Here is a 15,450-nt window from a genome sequence, read left to right as displayed (position 1 = left end):
GCGCCGCCATGCCAGAACTGCCCGACGTCACGGTTTATCTCGAGGCGATCGGGCGCCGGGCGATGGACCGTGTCCTCGCGAAGGTGCGGCTCGAGGATATGTTCGTGCTCCGCACGGCGCGTCCGCCGATCGAGTCGCTGGAAGGCCGGCGGCTGCGCGAGCTCCGCCGGCTCGGAAAACGGATCGCCTTCGGTTTCGAAGGCGATCGCTGGCTGGTGCTCCATTTGATGATCGCGGGCCGCCTGCAATGGGCGGCCGCCGGCGAGAAACCGACGGCGCGAAACGTTCTCGCGCATCTCGTGTTCGAAACCGGCACGCTGACGCTCACTGAAGCCGGCACGAAACGACGCGCGGCCTTGCATGTCGTCGATGGCGAAGCGGGATTGAGCGCGCACGATCCAGGCGGGATCGACGTGTTCGCGAGTTCGACCGAGGAATTCGGCGCCGCGCTCAGGCGCGAGAATCACACCTTGAAACGCGCGCTGACGGATCCGCGTTTGTTCAGCGGAATCGGCAATGCGTATTCGGACGAAATCCTGCACGCGGCGCGGCTTTCGCCCGTGACGCTGACGCAGAAGCTGAAGCCGGACGAGATCGCGCGATTGCACGAGGCGACGCGCCGCGGGCTGCGCGAGTGGACGGAGCGGTTGCGCGCGGAAGCGGGCGACGGGTTTCCGCAGAAGGTGACGGCGTTTCGGCCCGAAATGGCCGTGCACGGGAAATTCGGCCAGCCATGTCCCGTCTGCGGCACCACGGTGCAGCGGATCGTTTATGCGGAAAACGAAGTGAACTACTGCCCGCGCTGCCAGACCGGCGGCAAGGTACTGGCGGATCGTTCGCTCTCGCGGCTGTTGAAGGAAGACTGGCCGCGCACGATCGAGGAATTGGAGAAAAAATAGCGGCGGCCCTCGGGCCGCCGCGAAGTAGGGCAGGGCGGGGGAGCGTTTCCCGCTTTCGCCCTCGTCAGTGTTTTACGGATACGGTCGCGCCCTTGGGCTGGCCGATCGACTGGAGGAGCTCGCCGAACCACGGCGCGCCGAGGTTGAACGGCTTGCCGCCTTTGATGCGCGGAAACTCGATCGCGCGGAGAACGTTATTCTTGTCTTCGTCGTGACCGATCACGCCGCTCTCGCGGCGCAGCGCGCATTCGACGGCGAGGTCGACGCAGCTCTTGATCAGGCGCAGGTCCTCGGCGTTGGCGGCGGCGGCGCGGGCGAAGTAGCCGGATTTCTGCACGAGCACCTTTTCGGCGCCGAGCATCTTGGCGAACTGGTCGCCGAACCACTTGCCCGGGTTGACGGCGTCGAGCTTCACGTGGCCGAACGCGTCGCGCGGCACGTCCTGCCCGCGGGCCTGCATCTCGGCGACGATGGTTTCCACGCCGGCGCCCTCGCTGACGAAGATATTCACATTGTCGATACGGTCCATGATCGCGCGGAGGCGCGCGGCTTCGGCGGCGGTGTCGAACGCCATTTCGGGCACGTAGATGCCGTGGACGGAGATGCGTTCGCGGGAGAGGCCGAGGCCCGGAACGAAGTCCTCGGTGGCAATGAGTTTTTCGTAGGCGGCGGCGGTCGCGGCGGTGAGCCAGCCGCAGTTGCGGCCCATCACCTCGTGGATGATGAGCATGCGCGGATTGGCGCCGTGTTCGGCGACGACGTTGCGGAAATAGCGCGCGCCCTGTTCGGCGGCGGTCCAGGCGCCGAGCGACTGGCGGATCGGATAAACGTCGTTGTCGATTGTCTTCGGAAGGCCGATGACGGTGAGGCCGTAATCGTGTTTCGCGAGATAAGCCGCGAGGTCGGCTGCGGCGGTGTTGGTGTCGTCGCCGCCGATCGTGTGGAGAATGTCGACGCCGTCCTTCACGAGCTGGTCGGCGGCGACCTTTTGGGGATCCTGGCCTTCCTGCACGAGGCCGCGCTTCACGCAGTCCTTGACGTTGGTGAGCTTGACGCGGCTGTTGCCGATGGGGCTGCCGCCATGGCGGTGGAGGACGCCGGCGCTGGCGCGTTCTGCGGGGCCGATCTTGTAGCTGTCGCCAAGCAGCAGGCCCTTGTAGCCGCCCTTGTAGGCGATGATTTCGATGTCGGGCGCGATTTCGGTGTAGCGCTCGATCAATCCGCCGACGGCGGAGCTGAGGCACGGCGCGAGGCCGCCGGCGGTGAGCAACGCGACCTTTTTCGGACGGGCGGACGGAGTGTTCATGAGATGTCGGTGGCGAGCGTGAAAAACCGCCGGCATCAAGTCGAGCCGCGCCGTATTGCACGCGTTGGCGAACGTTGCGCGCCGTTTGCAGCGCGGGGCTCCCACGTCGGGAAGGCAAAACCGCGCGGTTCAAATGTAAGCACAGAGGTCAGGTTGCGGGTGCGCGGGGAGCGAACGACGGTGCCGCTTCCGACGCGCCCCAAGTCCGGGTCGCGTGTTTCCCCACCCCTCCTATGAAGATGAAGCAAACCACCTTCTTTCGTGGCCTCCTTGGGTCGATGGCGATTTTGGCGCTGAGCGTCGGCGTGTCATTGAGCGCGCATCCGTCCGGCGGACCTTACGGGCCGATTCAGCAGCGTTATGAACTGCCGTCGGCGAAACGTATTTATTACGTGGCGCCGGACGGCGTCGCGAACGCGAGCGGCGCGTCACTCGAGCAACCGACGTCGCTGGCGGCGGCGATCGAGCGCGTCGAGACGGGCGACGCCATTGTGCTGCGCGGCGGCACGTATCGCGTCGGCGGCCTGCAGTTGAACCAGGGCATCACGCTGCAGCCTTACGCGGACGAGCGTCCGATCCTGAAAGGCACGGAGGTCGCGAGCAACTGGACGGCGCAGCGCAACGGCCTCTGGCGCACGTCGTGGAAGAAGCTGTTTCCCGCCAAGCCCGCCGAGTGGTGGCGGCGCGAGCGGCACGCGCGCGAGACGCCGCTGCATCTGTTCGACAACGACATGGTGTTCCTCGACGGCGAACCGCTGCAGGCCGTCGGCATGGAACGCGACGTCGACGCGAAGTCCTACTACATCGATTACGAGACCGGCACGGTCTACCTCGGCACGGATCCGACGAATCGCATCGTCGAAATCACCGCGCACGACAGCGCGCTCGTGCGCACGATCGGGGAGGTGCACGGCAAGAAAAACGATCGCCGCGGTCCAGTGATTCGGGGGCTCACGTTCACGCAATACGCGTATCGCGCGCTCGAAGTAGAAGGCACGGAGCCGGAGAAACTGGCCGATCCGGCGACGTTCGGAAAGGAAGTCGTCGGCACCGTGCTCGAGCACGTGACGATCTCGCATTGCTCGCGCGTGGCGGGCTATTTCCGCGGCGACAAACTCGTGATCCGAAACTGCCTGGTTTCCGACACCGGCACGGAAGGCATTTACGTGATCGATTCGGCCGACGTGCTGCTCGAGAAGAACATCGTCACGCGCACCAACAGCGCCGAGCAGATCACCGGCTATTACGCGTCGGCGGTGAAGATCTTCAACCAGTCGTATCGCGTCACCTGCCGTGACAACCTCATCATCAACAATCCCTACGCGAGCGGGATCTGGTATGACGTCGGCAACGTCGACGGCGTGTTCGTCGACAACTGGATCGAGCGCACGAACGACGGCTTCTTCTTCGAAATCTCGAAGGGCGCGACCTGCGTCGGGAATGTTTTCGTGAACTGCAACAAGGGCGTGCGCATCCTCAACAGCTCGGACGTGAAGATCTACAACAACACGTTCTTCAACAGCGTCGCTTCGTTCGAGCGCTCCGAGCGCAGCGCGGTCGGCGATCATTTCGGCTGGCACCCGAGCACTGGACCCGACGTCACGGAGCGCCACGGGCACGTGTTCGTGAACAATCTGCTTGCGGCCGACGAGACGTTCAAAGGTCCGCTGCTGCAGTTCGAACAAACGGAAGCCGTGCGCGACCGGTTGAAGGAGCCGCAGGTGGCGACGCTCGATGCCAACGTCTACGTGCGTCGCGCCGGTCTGGTCCCGCAACCGCTGATTGCGTGGAGCCCGGTCGCGAACGAACGCGGCATGATCGCGGCGAAGTCGCTGGCGGAGTTTCGTCAGACGGCCTCGCAGTTCGAGGCGAAGGGGCAGGAGTTCGCGGATTATCGCGGCCCGCTTTTCCGCGGCGTGGAACTGGGCAACTTCGAGTTGCTGGCGGCGTTTCCTGCGGCGAAATCCGCGGCCGCCGTGCCGGAAGCCGTGCAGAAACTGCTGGGCGGCCAGCCGGCTTATCCGGGCGCGTATGCGCCGTTGAAGTGATCGCGCCGCCGATTCGGCCGTTGACGCGTCGGACGCGTCCGGCCGGGATCGGCGGATGGCGCGCAGCGTTGTTTTGAGGTCGCAGCCCCGCTGCGGGCGCTGCCAGTTGCCGCACCGCTGGTGCGTGTGTGCGGGCGTGCGCGCGATTGCGACGCCGCTGCAGGTGGACATTCTGATGCATCACCGCGAGCAGTGGCGGCCGAGCTCCACGGGCCATTTGGTGCAGCGCACCATCGTCGGCGCGCGCACGCACATCTGGCGGCGCGAGCGGGGCATGACGGCCGACGAGGTGCGCGTCGCCGGCCGGGAGTTGTGGATCTTGCAGCCGAATGGGGCGCCGATGCCGCCGGCGATCGCGCCGGAGACGGTGCAAGTGCTCTTGATCGACGGCGCGTGGAAGGAAGCGTCGACGATGGCGCGAGAGATCCGCGCCTGGGGCCGGCCCGTGCGGCTGGCGATGACCGGAGAGAGCCGCTATTGGCTGCGTTCGCAGCAGGACGGCGGCCGGTTTTCGACGGTGGAATCGCTGATTTTCCTGTTGCGCACGCTTGGGCAGCCCGAGGCGGCGGAGGCGCTGCAGTTGCAGTTGGAGTTGCACGTTTACGCCGGGCTGCGGGCCCGAGGCAGCAAGACGCTCGCGGAGGAATTTCTGGCCACGTCGTCGATCGCCACGGTATTTCCCGAACTGGTTGCGCAGCTGAACGTGTCGCGTCCCCGGGTCGATTGAGCGGCCGCTCCCGACGACGAAAATCGCGCCCCGGCATCCGATTTTGCCATTTGCCAACCCCCGGCCGAAGGCTAGCGTTCTCCCCCTTTCATGTTGTCGTTTCTTCTAAAACGGTTTTCCGGCCGGCACTATCGCAAGTTCCTCGAGTCGTGCCGCCCCTTGGTCGCGCGCATCAACGAACTCGAGAAATCCTACCAGTCCCTCACGGACGAGCAGCTCCGAGCCAAGACCGACGAGTTTCGCGCCCGCATCGCCGCCGCGGCGGACAAGCGCGCGACGCTGAACGAGATCCTTCCGGAGGCGTTCGCCACGGTGAAGAACGCGGCGCGCCGCCTCGTCGGCCGCCAGATCGTCGTGTGCGACCACGAGTTGACGTGGGACATGGTGCATTTCGACGTGCAGCTGATCGGCGGCATCGCGCTGCATCAGGGCAAGATCTCCGAAATGGCGACCGGCGAAGGCAAGACGCTCGTCGCGACGCTTCCGCTTTATCTCAACGCCCTCACGGCTCGGAACACGCAGCTCGTGACGGTCAACGATTACCTCGCCCGCCGCGACTCCGAGTGGATGGGTTATCTTTATAACTTCCTCGGCGTCTCGGTGGGCTGCATCCAGCAGCAGATGCCGCCGGACGTGCGCCGCGAGATGTATGGCCGCGACATCACCTACGGCACCGCGAGCGAGTTCGGCTTCGATTACCTGCGCGACAACGGCATGGCCACGCGCAAGGAGGACCAGGTACAGCGCGACTACTGGTATTGCATCGTGGACGAAATCGACTCGATCCTCGTCGACGAAGCGCGCACGCCGCTGATCATTTCCGGCCCCGCGCCGATCGAGCGCGAGCAGCCCTTCACGCGGTTGTTGCCGTCGGTCAATGCGGTGGTCAACGACCAGATCCGGCTCTGCAACAAGATCGTCACCGAGGCGAAGGAGATGCTCGAGCGCAAGGACCTCTCGCCCGACGACAAGCAGACCGCCGCCCGCAAGATGCTCCAGGTCAAGATGGGGCATCCGAAGAACAAGCAGCTGCTCCGCCTGATGGAGACGCCCGAGTGGCGCAAGCTGCTCGACAAGGTCGAGACGGAGATGAACTCCGACCTGAACAAGGACGAGCTCTACCGCCTGAAGGAGGAACTGTTCTTCGTCATCGACGAGCGCCAGCACCAGGCCGACCTCACCGAGATCGGCCGGACGAAGCTCCGCCCCGACAATCCGGACGCGTTCGTGCTGCCCGATCTCGCCACCGAGTTCAGCGAGCTCGACAAGCACGCCGAGATCACCCCCGAGCAGCGCGAGGCGCAGAAGCTCGCCTCGCAGCAGCACTACGCGGAGGTGTCCGAGGACATCCACGCCATCTCCCAGCTCCTGCGCGCCTACAGCCTTTACGAGCGCGATGTCGAATACGTCGTGCAGGAAGGCAAGGTCATGATCGTCGACGAAAACACCGGTCGCGTCATGCCCGGTCGCCGCTGGTCCGACGGCCTGCACCAGGCGGTCGAGGCGAAGGAGGGCGTCACGATCGAGCGCGAGACCCGCACCTACGCGACGATCACCATCCAGAATTACTTCCGCATGTATGAGAAGCTCGCCGGCATGACGGGCACGGCGGAGACGGAAGCGACCGAGTTCAACGACATCTACAAGCTCGCGGTGCAGGTCATCCCGACCAACAAGCCCTGCATCCGCATCGACAAGAACGATTCCATTTTCAAAACGCGCCGCGACAAATACGCCGCCGTCGTGAAGGAAATCGAGGAGGCCAACAAGCGCGGCCAGCCCGTGCTCGTCGGCACGGTCTCGGTCGAATCGTCCGAGGTGCTTTCGCGCATGCTGAAGCGCGCGGGCATCGTGCACACGGTCCTCAACGCGAAGTTCCACGCGCAGGAAGCCGACATCGTCGCGCGCGCGGGCCAACGCGGCGCGGTCACGATCGCGACCAATATGGCCGGCCGCGGCACCGACATCAAACTGGGCGAAGGCGTGCGCGATCTCGGCGGCCTTTACGTCGTCGGCACGGAGCGCCACGAATCCCGCCGCATCGACCGCCAGCTCCGCGGCCGTTGCTCGCGTCAGGGCGATCCCGGTCGGACGAAGTTTTTCCTTTCGCTCGAGGACGACCTCATGCGCCTCTTCCTCCAGGGCAATCTCGCGTCGCGCCTGATGGAAGGCTCGATGCAGGAAGGCGAGGAGCTCGAACATCCCTGGCTCAACCGCTCGATCGAGAGTGCGCAGAAAAAGGTCGAGCAGCAGAATTATTCGATTCGCAAACGCCTGCTCCAATACGACGACGTCCTCAACCAGCAGCGCGAGGTGATTTACGGGATTCGCAATGCGGCGATCCACGCCGAGCGGCCGAAAGACATCATCTTCGAGCAGATCGAAGAGGAGTTGATTCAACGGCTCGAGAATGCCGGCGCCGGCGACCGCAGCGGAAGCAACCAGACCGCGATCGAAAGCTTCGTCGGCTGGGTTAACGCCCATTTCCCGATCAGCCTGCGGATCGAGGAGATCAAGGACGGCGATGTGGCGGAGCTGGCCAAGACGCTGATCGAGCGCATCAAAAAGGCCTACGCGATCAAGGAGTCGGTCGAGATTCCGGAGGCGCTCGGCGCGCTCGAGCGTTACGTCGTCATCAACGCGATCGACCACCACTGGCAGGAACACCTCACGGAGATGGAAGATCTCCGCAAGAGCATCGGCCTGCGCAGCTACGGCCAGAAGGACCCGCTCGTCGAATACAAGAGCGAAGCCTACAAGTATTTTGAGGAGCTGATGAACAACGTCCGGCTGCAGATTTGCACCGGGCTGTTCCGCAGCGCGTCGAATCTCGAGTCGTTCGAAAACATGCTCGCGCTCCTCAGCCGCAACGCGCGCGCGGTCGGTCCCGCGGATCTGCCCGCTCCGGGCACGCCGGGCGTGGCGCCCGTTTCCGCTCGTCCGGCAGCGGTGGCGGATCGCGATGCCGCGGTGGCCACCGCGCCCGACGAGGAGATCCAGCTGCCCAAGGTGACGATCCGCCGCGAGGTGCCGAAAGTCGGCCGCAATGATCCCTGCCCGTGCGGCAGCGGCAAGAAGTTCAAGCAATGTCACGGGCGGTGAGCGCTCGCGGACGACGCTGCCCGCCAGCCGGCTTCCACGCTTCGTGAGCGACGCTTCCCAGCCCGACTTCGTCGATCCCTACGCGCCGAAACCGTCGCTCTTCGAGCGGTTCGGTCACCGGCTCGTGGCCGTGGTCGTGTTTGTCGCCACGGTCGTGCTGACGATCGTTTCATTTCCGCCGTATCGCACACCGGAGTTCGCGTATGCGATGCTCGTGCCCGGCATCTTCTGGGCGTATCGGCGCCCGTCGCTGAAGCTCTACGCGTGGACGATGCTCGGCGCGCAAGCCGTGGCGTGGACCATCATGCTCGGCTGGTTGCATCACGTCACCTGGGGCGGACTTCTGCTGCTCGGACCGGTCGTCGGCGCGTGGGTGGGCGTGTGGTTTCTCGCGGCGTGGTGGACGATGCCGCGGATGCTGGGGCGGCAGGCGTTCACGCGGCTGGCGGCGATGCTCGCGCTCGCGGGGTTGTGGGTGCTGATCGAGTGGACGCGCACCTGGGTGCTCAGCGGTTTTCCGTGGTTGCCGTTATCCGTCAGCCAGTGGGAGCGCGCGAGCATTCTGCAGATCGCGTCCTACACCGGCGCGTGGGGCATCTCGTTCGTGCTGGTGGCGATGAACATCGGTTTTTCGGCGATGGCGCACAGCCTGTTCATGGAAGGCCAGGGTGGTTTGAATTTCCGCCGGCCGGAGTTTCTCCTCGCGCTGTTCATGCTCCTCGGCTGCGTCAGCGTGCAGATCCAGGAAATGTTCAACCGCCGCCGCTACATCGTGCCGCTCGGCCGCGTGGCGTTCGTGCAGCCCTATATTCCGCAATCGGTGAAATGGGACCCGGCGAAAGGGCCCGGCATTCTGGAGGTGTTGCGGCAGACGACGCTCGCCGCGGCACAGTCACAGCCCGATCTGATTCTCTGGCCGGAGGCGAGCACGCCGTGGGCGGTGAAGGGCGATGACAACGCGCGCGCGTTCGTGACGCAGCTCACGCAGCAAGCCGGCGCGCCGCTCTTGCTCGGTTCGATCGCGGTGGAGAACTTCGGAGAGGAAAACGAGCAGTGGTTCAACGCCGCCTTCGCCGTCGATCCGATCGCCGGCGTGCAGCACAATTATTACGCGAAGCGGCATCTGGTGCCGTTCGGCGAATACGTGCCGCTGCGGCCCATCCTCGGCTGGCTCAAGAAATTCGTGCCGGTCGGCGACGATTTTCAGGCCGGCGCGGACGCGTCGCCGTTGATCCTTTCGTTGCACCAGGGGCCCGTCACCGTCGGGCCGCTGATTTGTTACGAGGATATTTTCCCGAATCTCGCGCGGCAGAGCGTGCGCGACGGCGCGGAGTTTCTCGCCGTGCTCACCAACAACGCGTGGTATGGCGAAGGGGGGGCGGCGAGCCAGCATGCCGCGCATTCCGTGCTGCGTGCTGTCGAGACGCGGCGGCCCGTCCTGCGCGACGGCAACGGCGGCTGGAGCGGCTGGATCGACGAGTTTGGCGGGATTCGCAGCGTCGTCGTGAACAAGGCGGGCAGCGTGTATTTTCGCGGCACCAAGACGGTGGATATTACTCGCGACGCCCGCTGGATCGGGCACCAGACGTTTTATGTCCGCTACGGCGATTGGTTCGTGGCCGCGAGCGCGGCGATGGTGCTGCTCGGCTGGAGCGCACTCGTCGTCGGCGCGCCGCGAAAAGCGCGGAGCCGCGACTAAGACAGAGTGGCGATCGGGAGGATCGTCGCTACCGGCCAGTTTGGCGACACCACGACTGTAAAACCGCGTGCGCGGCGGCGATCTCCGGCGGGATCGGTTCGGCCGCGATCCAGCCGCGCGCGGGATAGGTCGTGATCCGATCCAATTCGCCCAACAGGTGCGGCAGGAAAGCGATACCTTTCCTTTCGTGCAGCGCGTATTCGCGATCGAAATCCACGGCCGGCAGGGAACGAAACGCGGTCACCCCCGGCTGTCGCTGCTGCAATGTGAGCTTCGCCCGGCGCAAGCGCGACGGCGCCGCAACCATCAGCGCCGTCCGAAGACCGGCGCCGAACGCCAACGGCGGATGCTGCGACGCGAGCAGCGCGGCGGTGAATGCGATGTTCTCGGCGGTGTTGGTAGAGCGATTCTCGACGATCACGCGATCGCGCGGAATCGCGGGATGCGCCGCGAACAGCGCGTCGCGCCAGGCGTCGGCTTCCGGACGTCCGAGATCGGCCGTGCCGGCGCCAAAGCCGCCGGTGAAAACGATCCAGCCAACGCGATCCGCGGTGAACAGCGCCCCGCAATACTCTGCCAGCGTCAAATCGAACGTGCCAAAGCCCAGCACCGCATCCACGGGCGTCGCCGGCAGCGGATCGGTCGCGGAGAGATACGCGAACACGGCGCGCGCCGCGGCGAGCGTCTCGGGCGCGGCGTTATTCACCGATGATTTTGACGAGAACCCGTTTCCGCCGCAGGCCGTCGAACTCACCGTAAAAAATCTGCTCCCACGGTCCGAGGTCGAGCCGGCCTTCCGTCACGGCCACGACGACCTCGCGGCCCATGAGGGTGCGCTTCAGGTGCGCGTCGGCATTGTCCTCGCCGGTGCGGTTGTGTTGATAACTTGAATACGGCTGCTCCGGCGCGAGCTTTTCAAGCCAGCGTTCGAAATCGGCGTGCAGCCCGGATTCGTCGTCGTTGATGAAGACGCTGGCGGTGATGTGCATCGCGTTGACGAGGCAGAGCCCCTCGCGGATCCCGCTCTCACGCAGGCAGCTTTCCACCTGGGGCGTGATGTTCGTGAGCGCGCGGCGGCGGGGAAGTTCGAACCAGAGTTCCTGACGATGGGATTTCATGGCGGGCAGCGGGAATCGAAGGCGGGTGTCAGTTCATTTCCCAGACGGCGGCGTTGAGCAGCGTGGCAAAGCTGACCCACAGCACGTAGGGGCTCCAGAGCAGCGCCGCGAGCCGGTCACGATTCCGGAAATAGACGAGCAGCCGGATGAGGATCAGCCAGAGCACGATGCTGTCGATCAAGGCCGCGCCCGGACGCTGCAGTCCGAAAAACAGGATGGACCAGAGCGCATTGAGCGCGAGCTGTGCTCCGTAAAGACGAAAGGTGTGCCGGCTTTCGACCGGCGAGCCGGCCTGCCAGACGCGCCAGACGGCGATCGCCATCAGCGCGTAAAGCGTGGTCCAGACAGGACCGAAGAGCCAGTTCGGTGGCGTCCAGGCCGGTTTCTGCAACGTCGGATACCAAGTGGCGACGCTCGTCGACGTCGCGAACGCGCCGATGGCTGCGGCGAGAAACGTGACCAGCAGAATGAGGGCGAGAGGCAGCCAGCGCGACGATTTCATACCGTCACACGAGAGCCGTCGCGCGACGCGGGCGCAATCGCGTTACGGCGAAACGTGGTTGCTGGACGTGTCCCTCGAAATCCGGGGCGGCCGAAACGGCCGCCCCGAGTGGGGTCGTCTGGCGAAACTACGGATTGAGCCGGCTGTTGCTTGCGAGCGCGCCGCCGCTGGCCGCCTTGGTCATCGACTCGGCGACCGTGACCGCCCGCGCATAAGCTTCGTAGTTGGCGGCGACCTGCGCTTGGGCGGCGGCGGCTTCTTCCGGCGAAGCTTTGCTGGCCGCGACGATGCTGTTGCGCAGCGCCACCTCGCAGATGCGCACCTGTTGAAATGCATCGTCGAAGGGGCGGCGGTCGATCGGCTCCGGCTTCTCTTGTTGCACGATGTAGCGCATGTGCGCGACGGAGCGCGAAGCGATGTCGATGCGCGCTTGGGTTTGCGCGAGGATGGCCTGAAGGCGACTGTAGTCGGCGTTGCGGATCTCGATGGCGACGGGAGTGTGAACCGGGTCGCCCAATTCGATCCGCTGCGCGGACGCGGTCGGCGTCGGATCGAAGGACTGCGTGGAGAGCGTCGGCGCGGCGGCTTCGGATGGCGCTGTAAAAGAGGCAGAGGTTGAAGACACCGACGTCGACGAGCTCCTGGCGGCTGGCGTCGGCAGCAGCGTGAGAGACGCCGAGGCAGGAGTCTCCGCGGGCGCCGGTGGCGGCACGGCTGAAACCGTGGGCGCGGGCGCGGCGGTCGGCATCGGAGCGGAGGTCGCCACGCTCGAAGTTGCGGCCGGGGCCGGGGTGGGGATGGCTTTCAGCTGGCTGCTGACGGGCGCGGCCGGGGGCGGAGCGGGCGTGCCGATAACCGGCGCGGCCGCCAAGGGAACAGGCGCCGGAACCGCGACGGGCGTGGGCGGCGGCGCGACCGGAACCGCGGCCACTTGGCTGGCGACCGTTGCGGCGGCTGCGGCGCGATCCGCGGATTTCGCCGCGACGTTTGCCGTCTCGGTGGCGGCTTGCGCGGACTCGGCGGAAGCCGCCGCGGTCTTCGCGGTCGTGGCGGCAACCTGGTTGGCCGTCTCACTCGCTTGTGCGGCTGAGTTGGCGGTCTGGCTGGAGTTCGCGGCTACCTGATTAGCGATCTGACTCGAGGCCTGCGACGCGATGTCGGCGCGCGTGGACGCCTGTGCGGCGGTCGCGGCAGCTTGCGTGGCGGTGCTGGCGGCGGCATCGGCCACGTCGGCGGCGCGACTGGCGCTCTCGGCCGCAGAGCTCGTTTGCTCGGCGACGGCGGAGGCCGCTTTGGCGGCGTTCGCGGCGGCCGTGCTCGCGGTATCCGCCGTTTTCGCCGCGACCTTGCTGGCGGTGTCGGCTGCTTGCTTGGCGGCCGCTGTGGCGGACTCGGCGGCGTTCCCGGCCGTGTCGGCGACGGTCGAGGCCAGACTCGAAGCGGCCTCGGCCGCCTTGCCTGCCGAGTCGGCGGCCTGCGCGGCGGAACGGGTGGCGGTTTCAGCGGCGTTGGCTGCGTTCGAGGCGGAAGAGGCGGCAGTGTCGACCGTGTTCGAGACAACATTTGACGCTGCATTCGCAACGGTGCTGGCGGTGTTCGAGGCGGCGTTTGACGCTACATTGGCGGCGTTGCTGGCGGCAGTCGACGCCGTCTCGGCTGCCTTTGAAGCGGCCCCCGCAGCATTGTTCGCGGCATTGCTGGCCGTATCGGCGGCATTGGTCGCAGCGTTCGAAGCGGTCTCCGCGGCCTTGGCTGCGGCGCCTGCGGCATTGGTGGCCGCATTGCTGGCAGTCTCGGCAGCTTGGGATGCAGCGCCGGCGGCGTTCGATGCGGCGTTGCTGGCCGTTTCGGCAGCGTTGGAAGCGACGTTCGAAGCCGTGTTGGCCGCGTTACTGGCGGCGTTCGAAGCAGCGTTGGAGGCCGCGTTCGCAGCGTTGCTGGCTGCATTGGAGGCAGCGTTCGACGCGGCGTTGGCGGCATTGCTGGCAGCGTTCGAGGCGGTTTCCGCGGCCTTGGCTGCAGCGCCTGCGGCATTGGTGGCCGCATTGCTGGCAGTCTCGGCAGCTTGGGAGGCAGCGCCGGCGGCGTTCGATGCGGCGTTGCTGGCCGTTTCGGCAGCGTTGGAAGCGACGTTCGAAGCCGTGTTGGCTGCGTTACTGGCCGCGTTCGATGCCGCGTTAGAGGCCGCGTTCGCGGCGTTGCTGGCTGCATTGGAGGCAGCATTCGACGCGGCGTTGGCGGCATTGCTCGCAGCGTTCGAAGCGGTTTCCGCGGCCTTGGCTGCAGCGCCCGCGGCATTGGCGGCCGCATTGCTGGCGGTCTCGGCAGCTTGGGACGCAGCACCAGCGGCATTTGTAGCAGCGTTGCTGGCCGTTTCGGCAGCGTTGGAGGCGACGTTCGAAGCCGTGTTGGCTGCGTTCGAAGCAGCGTTGGAGGCCGCGTTCGCGGCGTTGCTGGCTGCATTGGAGGCTGCATTCGACGCGGCATTGGCGGCATTGCTCGCAGCGTTCGAAGCGGTTTCCGCGGCCTTGGCTGCGGCGCCTGCGGCATTGGTGGCCGCATTGCTGGCGGTCTCGGCAGCTTGGGAGGCAGCGCCGGCGGCGTTCGCCGCGGCATTGCTGGCCGTTTCAGCGGCGTTGGAGGCGACGTTCGACGCCGTGTTGGCTGCGTTGCTGGCGGCGTTCGAAGCAGCGTTGGCGGCATTGCTCGCAGCGTTCGAAGCGGTTTCCGCGGCCTTGGCTGCGGCGCCTGCGGCATTGGTGGCCGCATTGCTGGCGGTCTCGGCAGCTTGGGACGCAGCGCCGGCGGCGTTCGATGCGGCGTTGCTGGCCGTTTCAGCGGCGTTGGAAGCGACGTTCGAAGCCGTGTTGGCTGCGTTACTGGCGGCGTTCGACGCCGCGTTGGAGGCTGCGTTGGCGGCGTTGCTGGCTGCGTTGGAGGCAGCATTCGACGCGGCGTTGGCGGCATTGCTCGCCGCGTTCGAGGCGGTTTCCGCGGCCTTGGCTGCGGCGCCTGCGGCATTGGCGGCCGCATTGCTGGCGGTCTCGGCAGCTTGGGACGCAGCGCCGGCGGCGTTTGCCGCGGCATTGCTGGCCGTTTCCGCTGCGTTGGAAGCGACGTTCGAAGCCGTGTTGGCTGCGTTACTGGCGGCGTTCGAAGCCGCGTTGGAGGCCGCATTCGCGGCGTTGCTGGCTGCATTGGAGGCTGCATTCGACGCGGCGTTGGCGGCATTGCTCGCAGCGTTCGAAGCGGTTTCCGCGGCCTTGGCTGCAGCGCCTGCGGCATTGGTGGCCGCATTGCTGGCAGTCTCGGCAGCTTGGGAGGCAGCGCCGGCGGCGTTCGATGCGGCGTTGCTGGCCGTTTCGGCAGCGCTGGAAGCGACGTTCGAAGCCGTGTTGGCTGCGTTGCTGGCGGCGTTCGAAGCCGCGTTGGAGGCCGCGTTTGCGGCGTTGCTCGCCGCATTGGAGGCAGCATTCGACGCGGCGTTGGCGGCATTGCTCGCAGCGTTGGAGGCGGTTTCCGCGGCCTTCGAAGCAGCGCCGGCCGCATTCGAGGCGGCGTTGGTCGCTGTTTCGGCCGCGCTGGAAGCAGCACCCGCTGCATTCGCCGCGGCGTTGCTGGCCGTTTCAGCGGCGTTGGAAACGACGTTCGAAGCCGTATTGGCCGCGTTGCTGGCAGCGTTCGACGCCGCATTCGCTGCAGTTGAGGCAGCGTCCGCGGCGTTGGTCGCTGCGTTAGCAGCGGTGTCGGCCGCTTTTGCGGCTGCTTTCGCTGCCTGTTCGGCTGCTTTGGCGGCAGACTTGGCTGCCTGTTCGGCCGCTTTTGCCGCCGACTTCGCCGCCTGTTCCGCAGCTTTGGCAGCGTTCTTGGAGGCCTGTTCGGCCGCCTTGCTCGCGTTGTTGGCGGCGTTTTTGGCCTGATCGGCGACGTTTGCCGCAGTGTTGCCAAGACCGCCCGCTTGCGCGGGAGGCAGGCCGGGCGCGAGGAGCGAAGCGAGGGCGACGAGGGAGAGGTGGCGGGAGGTTTGTTTTTTCACGGCGGGCCAGTTG

11 protein-coding genes are annotated in these 15,450 nt (G+C 66.1%); 6 read left to right on the top strand and 5 right to left on the bottom strand.

Annotated elements, in window-relative coordinates:
* The first annotated feature begins 8 nt into the window (after positions 1 to 8).
* Entirely contained in the window at positions 9 to 899 is an 891-nt protein-coding gene (locus AC6RV7_RS04295; RefSeq protein ID WP_500092669.1) for a DNA-formamidopyrimidine glycosylase family protein, read from the top strand.
* A 64-nt stretch (positions 900 to 963) separates the two neighbouring features.
* Here AC6RV7_RS04295 and AC6RV7_RS04290 read toward each other — a convergent pair whose 3' ends face one another.
* The gene (locus AC6RV7_RS04290; RefSeq protein WP_500092668.1) at positions 964 to 2,205 is read right to left on the bottom strand and encodes a pyrophosphate--fructose-6-phosphate 1-phosphotransferase; all 1,242 of its coding nucleotides are present in this window, start codon (positions 2,203 to 2,205) and stop codon (positions 964 to 966) included.
* 233 nt (positions 2,206 to 2,438) lie between these two features.
* On the opposite strand from AC6RV7_RS04290, the gene AC6RV7_RS04285 reads away from it, so the two are divergent.
* From AC6RV7_RS04285 to lnt, 4 genes are all read left to right on the top strand, one after another.
* On the top strand, positions 2,439 to 4,253 hold the full coding sequence (locus AC6RV7_RS04285) for a right-handed parallel beta-helix repeat-containing protein (protein WP_500092667.1): 1,815 nt from the start codon (positions 2,439 to 2,441) through the stop codon (positions 4,251 to 4,253).
* 55 nt (positions 4,254 to 4,308) lie between these two features.
* Positions 4,309 to 4,980, top strand: a complete 672-nt coding sequence (locus AC6RV7_RS04280) for a tRNA-uridine aminocarboxypropyltransferase (RefSeq protein ID WP_500092666.1) — start codon at positions 4,309 to 4,311, stop codon at positions 4,978 to 4,980.
* A 90-nt stretch (positions 4,981 to 5,070) separates the two neighbouring features.
* On the top strand, positions 5,071 to 8,082 hold the full coding sequence (gene secA / locus AC6RV7_RS04275) for a preprotein translocase subunit SecA (RefSeq protein ID WP_500092665.1): 3,012 nt from the start codon (positions 5,071 to 5,073) through the stop codon (positions 8,080 to 8,082).
* A gap of 43 nt (positions 8,083 to 8,125) precedes the next feature.
* A complete protein-coding gene (gene lnt / locus AC6RV7_RS04270; protein WP_500092664.1) occupies positions 8,126 to 9,781 on the top strand; it encodes an apolipoprotein N-acyltransferase in 1,656 nt (551 codons plus the stop codon).
* A gap of 28 nt (positions 9,782 to 9,809) precedes the next feature.
* On the opposite strand, the gene AC6RV7_RS04265 is transcribed toward lnt, so the two are convergent.
* The 4 genes from AC6RV7_RS04265 to AC6RV7_RS04250 form a co-directional block, all read right to left on the bottom strand.
* The gene (locus AC6RV7_RS04265) at positions 9,810 to 10,487 is read right to left on the bottom strand and encodes a YdcF family protein (protein ID WP_500092663.1); all 678 of its coding nucleotides are present in this window, start codon (positions 10,485 to 10,487) and stop codon (positions 9,810 to 9,812) included.
* A complete protein-coding gene (locus tag AC6RV7_RS04260) occupies positions 10,480 to 10,899 on the bottom strand; it encodes a secondary thiamine-phosphate synthase enzyme YjbQ (RefSeq protein ID WP_500092662.1) in 420 nt (139 codons plus the stop codon). Before AC6RV7_RS04260 ends, AC6RV7_RS04265 begins: the two co-directional genes overlap by 8 nt.
* Before the next feature lie 28 nt (positions 10,900 to 10,927).
* Entirely contained in the window at positions 10,928 to 11,401 is a 474-nt protein-coding gene (locus AC6RV7_RS04255; RefSeq protein WP_500092661.1) for a TspO/MBR family protein, read from the bottom strand.
* Positions 11,402 to 11,528: 127 nt separating this feature from the next.
* Entirely contained in the window at positions 11,529 to 12,629 is a 1,101-nt protein-coding gene (locus AC6RV7_RS04250) for a hypothetical protein (RefSeq protein ID WP_500092660.1), read from the bottom strand.
* On the opposite strand from AC6RV7_RS04250, the gene AC6RV7_RS04245 reads away from it, so the two are divergent.
* On the top strand, positions 12,601 to 15,321 hold the full coding sequence (locus AC6RV7_RS04245) for a hypothetical protein (protein WP_500092659.1): 2,721 nt from the start codon (positions 12,601 to 12,603) through the stop codon (positions 15,319 to 15,321). The two genes, AC6RV7_RS04250 and AC6RV7_RS04245, sit on opposite strands and share 29 nt — an antisense overlap.
* The last annotated feature ends 129 nt before the right edge of the window (positions 15,322 to 15,450 follow it).

The organism is Opitutus sp. sgz309028 (genome assembly GCF_059821195.1).
This window is presented reverse-complemented; position numbering and strand designations above follow the sequence as displayed.

Excerpts from the sequence above, each read along its gene's own strand:
- AC6RV7_RS04280 (WP_500092666.1), top strand. The coding sequence starts at position 4,309 with ATGGCGCGCAGCGTTGTTTTGAGGTCGCAGCCCCGCTGCGGGCGCTGC.
- secA (WP_500092665.1), top strand. The coding sequence starts at position 5,071 with ATGTTGTCGTTTCTTCTAAAACGGTTTTCCGGCCGGCACTATCGCAAG.
- AC6RV7_RS04285 (WP_500092667.1), top strand. The coding sequence starts at position 2,439 with ATGAAGATGAAGCAAACCACCTTCTTTCGTGGCCTCCTTGGGTCGATG.
- AC6RV7_RS04295 (WP_500092669.1), top strand. The coding sequence starts at position 9 with ATGCCAGAACTGCCCGACGTCACGGTTTATCTCGAGGCGATCGGGCGC.
- AC6RV7_RS04290 (WP_500092668.1), bottom strand. The coding sequence starts at position 2,205 with ATGAACACTCCGTCCGCCCGTCCGAAAAAGGTCGCGTTGCTCACCGCC.
- AC6RV7_RS04260 (WP_500092662.1), bottom strand. The coding sequence starts at position 10,899 with ATGAAATCCCATCGTCAGGAACTCTGGTTCGAACTTCCCCGCCGCCGC.
- AC6RV7_RS04255 (WP_500092661.1), bottom strand. The coding sequence starts at position 11,401 with ATGAAATCGTCGCGCTGGCTGCCTCTCGCCCTCATTCTGCTGGTCACG.